This is a genomic window from Telluria sp. ZT3P39 (assembly GCF_059685935.1).
Map to the genome: position 1 here is coordinate 413,202 of NZ_JCASIH010000002.1, position 8,104 is coordinate 421,305.

At 65.8% G+C, this 8,104-nt stretch carries 4 protein-coding genes; 2 read left to right on the forward strand and 2 right to left on the reverse strand.

All coding sequences use genetic code 11. The features are described 5' to 3' along the window. Positions 1 to 58: 58 nt before the first annotated feature. Positions 59 to 1,177, reverse strand: coding sequence for a bifunctional 3,4-dihydroxy-2-butanone-4-phosphate synthase/GTP cyclohydrolase II (gene ribBA, locus AC56LR_RS04105; protein ID WP_497127742.1), 1,119 nt, complete (start codon positions 1,175 to 1,177; stop codon positions 59 to 61). 326 nt (positions 1,178 to 1,503) lie between these two features. On the opposite strand from ribBA, the gene AC56LR_RS04110 reads away from it, so the two are divergent. Both AC56LR_RS04110 and AC56LR_RS04115 read left to right on the forward strand, forming a co-directional pair. Then, on the forward strand, positions 1,504 to 4,215 hold the full coding sequence (locus tag AC56LR_RS04110; protein ID WP_497127744.1) for a two-component system response regulator: 2,712 nt from the start codon (positions 1,504 to 1,506) through the stop codon (positions 4,213 to 4,215). Positions 4,216 to 4,321: 106 nt separating this feature from the next. After that, positions 4,322 to 7,225 (forward strand): M16 family metallopeptidase, encoded by a 2,904-nt coding sequence (locus AC56LR_RS04115; protein ID WP_497127746.1) that lies wholly within the window; start codon positions 4,322 to 4,324, stop codon positions 7,223 to 7,225. 125 nt (positions 7,226 to 7,350) lie between these two features. On the opposite strand, the gene AC56LR_RS04120 is transcribed toward AC56LR_RS04115, so the two are convergent. Beyond that, the coding region (locus AC56LR_RS04120) for an IS3 family transposase (RefSeq protein WP_497127748.1) at positions 7,351 to 8,104 on the reverse strand (754 nt) is incomplete at its 5' end.

Below are 8,104 nucleotides of genomic sequence, written 5' to 3' on the forward strand. Positions count from 1 at the left end.
TCTTTGTATGGTTCTATATTAGTGTGTGTTCGGTTCGGGCGGCGCGCTACGCAACGCGCTATGCGACGCGCTCGCCGGCCGGCTGCGGCAGGTAGCCCGTGACTTCCAGGTCGAAGCCCGTCATCGACGGCATCTTGCGCGGATTGGTCAGCAGCTGCATCTTGCCCACGCCCAGGTTGCGCAGGATCTGCGCGCCGATGCCGTAGGTGCGCAGGTCCATCGAGGCGGCGCGCGCGCTGCGTGGACTGGCGTCGCGCGGGGCGAACTGCGCGAACAGTTCGTCGGCGGTCTCGCCGGCATTGAGCAGCACGATCACGCCGCAGTCGCTGCTGCGGATCGCCTTCATGGCCGAGGCCAGGTCCCAGGAGTGGGTCGAGGCGCAGTTGCCGAGCACGTCGAGGATCGAGACCGGCTGGTGCACGCGCACCAGGGCTTCGCGCTCGCGCGCCAGCTCGCCGTGCACCAGCGCCAGGTGGGCGGCGCCGCTCGGCTTGTCGCGGAAGGCGACCAGCTTGAACTCGCCGTACGGCGTGGACAACGGGCGCTCGGCCACGCGCTCGACCAGGCTTTCGTTCTGGCTGCGGTAATGGATCAGGTCGGCGATGGTGCCGATCTTGAGATTGTGTTCTTGCGCGAACTCGATCAGGTCCGGCAGGCGCGCCATGGTGCCGTCTTCCTTGATGATCTCGCAGATCACCGACGCCGGGCTCAGGCCCGCCATCGCGGTCAGGTCGCAGCCTGCTTCTGTGTGCCCGGCGCGCATCAGGACGCCGCCGTTCTGGGCGCGCAGCGGGAAGATATGGCCCGGCTGCACCAGGTCGTCCGGGGTCGTGCCCTTGTTCACGGCCACCTGGATGGTGCGGGCGCGGTCGGCCGCCGAGATGCCGGTGGTCACGCCCTCGGCCGCTTCGATCGAGACCGTGAAATTGGTGCCGAAGGAGGTGCCGTTCTTCGAGGTCATCATCGGCAGCGCCAGCTCGTCGCAACGCTCTTCGGTCAGCGTCAGGCAGACCAGGCCGCGCGCGTGGCGGATCATGAAATTGATCGCTTCCGGGGTGACGAAGTCGGCGGCAAGCACCAGGTCGCCCTCGTTCTCGCGATCTTCTTCGTCGACGAGAATGACCATGCGCCCGGCGCGCAATTCGGCAACGATTTCTTCGGTGCTGGAAATAGACATGCGGATTCCTTGAAACGGGAGGAGTTTTGCGTAATCCGTTATTTTAAAGGATTTACCGCCTTTCAACCTGACTCCCTCTGCCTGCCCATCAGCGGGCACGGTGCTGCGATTTCGTCAACGCACGTTGCCGAACAGCAACAAGCAATAATTCGCGTACATTTGTGTCCCCAGGATTGTTAAGCTTCACAATCCTGCACGCAACAAGATGGCATGTCCACGCTCGACTAGATTATGATTAATACATTGCGGCCAAAAATGTCGCCGAGGGCGCTCCCCGGCAACGCCGGTCCCCTTCGCGGAGTTGCCATGGCGGTAGTGCCATCATCTTGCAGTCGCTGCAGCGCTTCGCCAGGGGAGCGCTGCTGATGGCCACGATCCTGATCGTCGACGACCGGCCCAGCAACCGCGCCTTCCTCCATGCCCTGCTCGGCTATACCGGCCACCGCCTGCTCGAAGCCGAAGACGGCGCCCAGGCCCTGGGCCTGACCCGCACCCACCATCCCGAGCTGGTCATCACCGACATCCTGATGCCGATCATGGACGGCTACGAGCTGGTCCAGCAGATCCGCCAGGACCCCGAACTGCAGGCCACCCGCATCATCTTCTTCTCGGCCGTCTACGCCGAGCGCGAGATCCAGGCCATGGCGGCGCGCTGCGGTGTGGCCACCGTGCTGCCCAAGCCTTCCGACCCGCACCAGATCCTCGAAGCCGTCAACGCCGAACTCGGCGTCATCGAAGGCAACCCGCCGGCGCCGCCGGTCGCGCTTGCAGAACGCGACCGTGGATTGCCCTTCGACCTGTGCGCGCGCCTGACGGAACTGGAGCGCATGTGCCTGTCCCTGATCGGCGAGCGCCGGGTCGAGACCCTGGCCGCTTCCTTCCTCGACGCCGCCCGCCGCGTGCTGCACGCCGACTGCGCCGCGCTCTGCCTGCTCGACCGCGACGAGCGCAACGTGCGCCACCTCGCCGCCTGGGCGCTCGACCCGGACCTGCTGGCCGGCCACGCCCAGGACGAAACCCGGCTGCCCGGCATGCTGCTGCGCGCGCGCGCCCCGCTGCGCCTGGTCGAGGGCGACGCCTACCTGGGCACCCTGCCGTCCTGCCACCCCGGCCTGGGCAGCTTCCTCGGCCTGCAGGTGCACGACCTGCAGCACCCGCACGGCTGGCTGTACTGCGCCCGCCATCCGGGCGCGCCGGCCTTTACCGAAGAAGAAGAGCGCTGGGCCACGGCCCTGGCCGCCCAGCTGGCGGTGGCCTGTGAAAACCTGAACCTGTACGACGTGGTGCAGCGCCACGCGGCCCAGCTCCAGCTCGAAGCCCTGGCCCGCGCCGATGCCGACGTCGCCCTGCGCGAGAGCCAGCACCGGCTCGAGCTGAACCGCCAGGTCTTCGACAGCACCCAGGAAGGCATCATGATGACCGATGCCGAGGCGAATATCGTGGCCGTGAACCCGGCCTTCGAGCAGATCACGGGTTACCGCGAAGCCGACGTGCTGGGCCTGAACCCGCGCATCCTGCGCTCGGGGCGGCACGATTGCGCCTTCTACGGCAGCATGTGGCATTGCCTGGAACGCGATGGCCAGTGGCGCGGCGAGATCTGGAACCGCCGCAAGAACGGCGAAGTCTACCCCGAGCGCACCAGCATCAGCGCGGTACGCGACGAGGCCGGCAAACTCACCGCCTACGTGTCCGTCTCCACCGACCTGTCGGCCCTGAAGGCGGCGCACCACAAGCTCGACTTCCTGTCCAACCACGACGCCCTGACCCTGCTGCCGAACCGCTCGCTGTTCAACGACCGCCTGCAGCAGGCGATCGCCGCGGCGCGCCAGGGCGACGGCCAGCTGGCCCTGCTGCTGTTCAACGTCGACCGCCTCTCGCGCATCAACGACAGCCTGGGCCACGGCGCCGGCGACGCCGTGCTGCGCGAAGTGGCGCGCCGGGTCGGCGCCATCGCCGGCCCCACCGATACGCTGGCGCGGCTGTCGGGCGACGAATTCGTCCTGCTGCTCACCGCCTGCCACGACAACGAAGACATCATCCTGGCCGCGCGCCGCCTGATCGACGCCATCGCCCAGCCGCACGAGGTGGGCGGGCACGACGTGGTGGTCACCGGCAGCGTGGGCATCAGCATCTTCCCGCGCGACGGCAACGCGGCGGGCGACCTGCTCAAGTCGGCCGACGCGGCCCTGACCGACATGAAGCAGTCGGGACGCAACGGCTTCCGCTTCTTCAAGGGCGAGATGAATGCCCAGGCGCTGCGCTGGCTGGCGCTGGAGAGCCGGCTGCGGCGCGCCATCGAGCGCAGCGAGCTGGCCCTGCACTACCAGCCGCAGATCTCGCGCCTGGACGGCAGCGTGGTCGGCATGGAAGCGCTGCTGCGCTGGCGCAGCGAGGAAATCGGCATGGTGCCGCCGGGCGACTTCATCCCGCTGGCCGAAGATACCGGCCTGATCCACCCGATCGGCGAATGGGTGATCCGCCAGGCCTGCTTCCAGAACAAGACCTGGCAAAACGCCGGCCTCCCACCGGTGCGGGTCGCGGTGAACGTCTCGGCCAACCAGTTCAAGGCCGGCTCGGTCAGCGGCATCGTGCGCGCCGCGCTGGAAGAAAGCGGGTTGGCGCCGCGCTACCTGGAAGTCGAACTGACCGAAAGCGTCATGATGGGCGACAGCGCGGTGGCCGAGGCGCAGATGGCCGAATTGCGCGCGATGGGCGTGTCGCTGTCGCTGGACGACTTCGGCACCGGCTATTCGTCGCTGGGCTACCTGTCGCGCTTCCCGCTCGACAAGCTCAAGATCGACCAGACGTTTGTGCGCAACATCACCACCGAGCAGCGCAGCGCGGCCATTGCCCAGGCCACCATCGCGCTGGCCCAGGGCCTGTCGCTGTCGGTCGTGGCCGAAGGCGTGGAAACGGTCGGCCAGCGCGACTTCCTGGGCCTGATCGGCTGCGACGTCATGCAGGGCTATTTGTACAGCCGGCCCCTGCCCGTGCACGACATGGCGCAATTGCTGGCCAAGGGACGCGTTGCCATCTAAATATTGCTGCCTGTACGCAACACGCACCGGGTCAACACTGGCCCAGGCGATATTTCGCCGGGCGCGCGCGGTAGAATGCGTGCTCTTCTATAGAAAAGTTCCCTAAATGAGCAACAATTTCGTGCGCGGCCTGCTCCTGGTCGCCGTACTGTGCGCGCACTTGCCTGCGAATGTTGCGCATGCGGCTGCTGCGGCGACCGCGTCCCGGGACGCCGGCGCGCTGCGCCTGGATGCGCCGATCCCGGTCGGCCCGCAGGTCAAGGTCGGCAAGCTGGCCAACGGCCTCACCTATTACATCCAGCGCAATGCCCGCCCCGAACGCAAGCTCGAGCTGCGCCTGGTGGTCAAGGCCGGCTCGATCCTGGAAGACGACGACCAGCGCGGCCTGGCCCACTTCGTCGAGCACATGGCCTTCAATGGCTCGACCCATTTCCGCAAGCACGAACTGGTGTCCTATTTGCAGTCGATCGGCGTGGGCTTCGGCGCCGACCTGAACGCCTATACGGCCTTCGACGAGACCGTCTACATCCTGCCGATCCCGACCGACAAGCCGGAGCACGTCGGCAAGGCCTTCCAGGTGCTGGAAGACTGGGCCCACGGCGTCAGCTTCGATCCGGCCGACATCGACAAGGAACGCGGCATCATCCTGGAAGAGCTGCGCCTGGGCAAAGGCGCCTCGGACCGCATGAGCAAGCAGATCATGCCGAAGATCTTCAACGGCTCGAAATATGCCGAGCGCCTCCCGATCGGCACCGAAGAGGTACTGCGCAATTTCACGCCCGAGGCGCTGCGCCGCTTCTACCGCGACTGGTACCGCCCCGACCTGATGGCGGTGGTCGTGGTCGGCGACATCGACCCGGCGCGCGCCGAGCAACTGGTCAAGCAGCATTTCGCCAAGCTGAAGAATCCGCAGCCATCGCGGCCACGGGCTTACGCCGAGATCCCGGCGCGCCAGGCCACCAAGGCGCTGGTCGTCACGGACCAGGAAGCCACCGGCAACGCCATCCTGATCCGCTACCCGGTGCAGCCGGTGCATGAGGCCGGCACAATCCGCGCCTACCGCGACGACCTGGTGCAGGCGCTGTTTTCCGCCATGCTCAACCAGCGCCTGCAGGAACTGGCCCAATTGCCCGAACCGCCCTTCATGGGCGCGAACAGCTCGCTCGGCAAGCTGACCCCGCGCTACCGCTCGTACAACGCCTCGGCCGCGCTGGGACCGCGCGGGGCGGACGCCGCCCTCACCGCCCTGGTCGAGGAAAACGAGCGTGCGCGCCGCCACGGCTTCGGTGCGACCGAGCTCGAGCAGATGAAGAAGAACATGATGCGCACCTACGAAGCCGCCTGGAACGAGCGCGCCAAGAGCGATTCCGGCACCTATGCAGCCGAATACATCCGCGCTTTCCTGCAGCAGGAAGCCATACCCGGGATCGACACCGAATACCGCTACGTCAAACAGCTGGTGCCCGGCATCACGCTGGAAGAAATGAATGCCTATGCGCGCCGCACCATTCCGGCCGACTCGGGCAAGCTGGTGCTGTACACGGGCGTGACCCGCCCCGACACCCCGCGCGGCGAGCAGTTGCTGGCCACGGTGGCGGCGGCCCAGCGCGCCGAGGTGAGCGCGCGCGACGAAAAGACCCTGGCCGCGCGCCTGATGGAGCGCCCAACCAAGCCTGGCACGATCGTGTCCCAGGCCCAGGACAAGGCGCTGGGCCTGACCCGCTTGACCCTGTCGAACGGCGTCAAGGTGATCCTGAAACCCACCGATTTCCGCAACGACCAGGTGATGATGAGCGCGGCCCGCTTCGGCGGCCAGAGCCTGTTCCCGGACAAGGACGTGCTCAATGCGCGCTTTGCCAATGCCATCGTGGCCAGCATGGGCGTGAAGGATTTCACCCCGCTGGACATCAACAAGATCCTCGCCGGCAAGGCGGCCCAAGTCAACGTCGGCCTGGCCAACTACACGGACGTGGTGGTCGGCGCCTCGGGCGCGACCGATATCGAAACCATGCTGCAACTGACCTGGCTGAAATTCCACGGCGTGCGCCGCGACGAAGCCTTGTTCCGCTCCTATGTCGGCAAGCAGGCCGAGCAGGCACGCAACCAGACCTCGCAGCCCGGCGTGCACTTCGGCGACGCCGTGATGGCCGCGCTCTACAACAACCACCCGCGCGCGCCGCGCACCCTGCGTCCCGAAGAATACGAGCAGATCGACCTCGACCGCAGCATCGACATCTTCCAGCAGCGCTTCTCGAGCGCGAAGGACCTGACCTTCATCCTGGTCGGCAGTTTCGACCTGCACACCATCAAGCCGCTGCTGGCCGCCTACCTCGGCAGCCTGCCGACGCCGGACCTGCCGGTCGCCTACCGCGACGTCGGCATGCGACCCAGCACGGGCGTGGTCAAGCGCGAAGTGCGCAGCGGCTCGGAGCCGAAGAGCACGATCTCGCTGACCTTCACGGGTCCGGCGGAATTCACCGAAGCCGAGCAGCTGCGCCTGTCGGCCCTGCTGGAAGTGACCAACCTGCGCATCATCGACGTGCTGCGCGAGCAGATGGCCCTGATCTACGGCGGCGGCGCCAACGGCGTGCTGAGCAAGATCCCGTACGGGAATTACTCGATCGGCGTGACCCTGCCGACCGGACCCGAGCACGTGGACAAGGTGATCGCCACCACGTTTGCCGAAATCCGCCGCCTGCAAACCCAGGGGCCGGACGCGGCCGACCTGGACAAAGTCAAGAGCAACTGGATCCAGAACCACCGCCGCTCGCTGCGCGAGAACGGCTACTGGCTGGGACACCTGCAGACGGCGCTGAGCGAAGGCACCGACCCGGCCTCGATCCTGGAGATCGAAAAGCAGGTCGCGGCGCTGACCGCGGACGAGATCCGCACGGCGGCGAAGCGCTATTTCAACGACCAGAATTATGTGCAGGTGGTGCTCAATCCGGAGACGCAGGCGCCGGGTACGGTGGCGGCCTCCGGCAGGCAGGCGGTGGCGCCAGGGGGCTGATCGAGGTCGCCGGAAAGCAACTTCGGGGTCAGGTCTGACATTCGGACACGAGCTTAGCCTTACCCTGGTTGAGCCCGTGTCTAAAAGTCAGACCTGAGGTGGTCCGGATATTCTGGACAAGTTATTTAGGTACAGCGAAATGCTGCATCGACGGCGACGGGCGTTTGGTAGCCCAAGGTTTGATGTAAGCGCTGCCGATTGTAATACACCTCAATGTAGTTGCTGACCGCTGCTTTCGCTTCGTCCCTTGATCCGAACAATCGATCGTGCATGACTTCGTTCTTCAGGTTCGAAAAGAAGCTTTCCGCGACAGCATTGTCGTGGCAGTTTCCTTTGCGGCTCATGCTGGGTAGAACGCCATGCGCTTGGAGCAAGCCACGATAATCATGCGATGCGTAGACCGTTCCCTGGTCGCTGTGGAAGATCAGGCCGGCATTGGGTTTTCGCTGCGCCAGGGCCATGTTCAACGCCGCCATCGGCAGTGTCGTAGCCTGCGTCGTATCCAACGACCAGCCCACGACACGCCGCGCATACAAGTCCAGCACGATGGCCAGATGAAGCCAGCCTTCCTTGGTACGCAGCGCCGTCATGTCGCCTACCCAAATCGTGTTTGGAGCGTTGACCTTGAAACCCCGCTTAACCAGGTCAGGCGCCGGCGGCTGCACACGCTCCATCGCTTGCATGACACGGAATCGCCTGGTGCGGGTCGTCTGGATATTCTCCAGCTTGCGCAGCCTTCTTACGCGGTGTTTGCCGCATTTGAGACCTTCTGCTCGCAGCAGATGCCACATCTTCACCGTTCCAGGCGCCCAGCGATGCAGCGCGTTGATCCTGACGATCTGCGCACGCATGGCCAAGTCTTCCTGACTACGCAAGCTC

Excerpts from the sequence above, each read along its gene's own strand:
- ribBA (WP_497127742.1), bottom strand. The coding sequence starts at position 1,177 with ATGTCTATTTCCAGCACCGAAGAAATCGTTGCCGAATTGCGCGCCGGG.
- AC56LR_RS04115 (WP_497127746.1), top strand. The coding sequence starts at position 4,322 with ATGAGCAACAATTTCGTGCGCGGCCTGCTCCTGGTCGCCGTACTGTGC.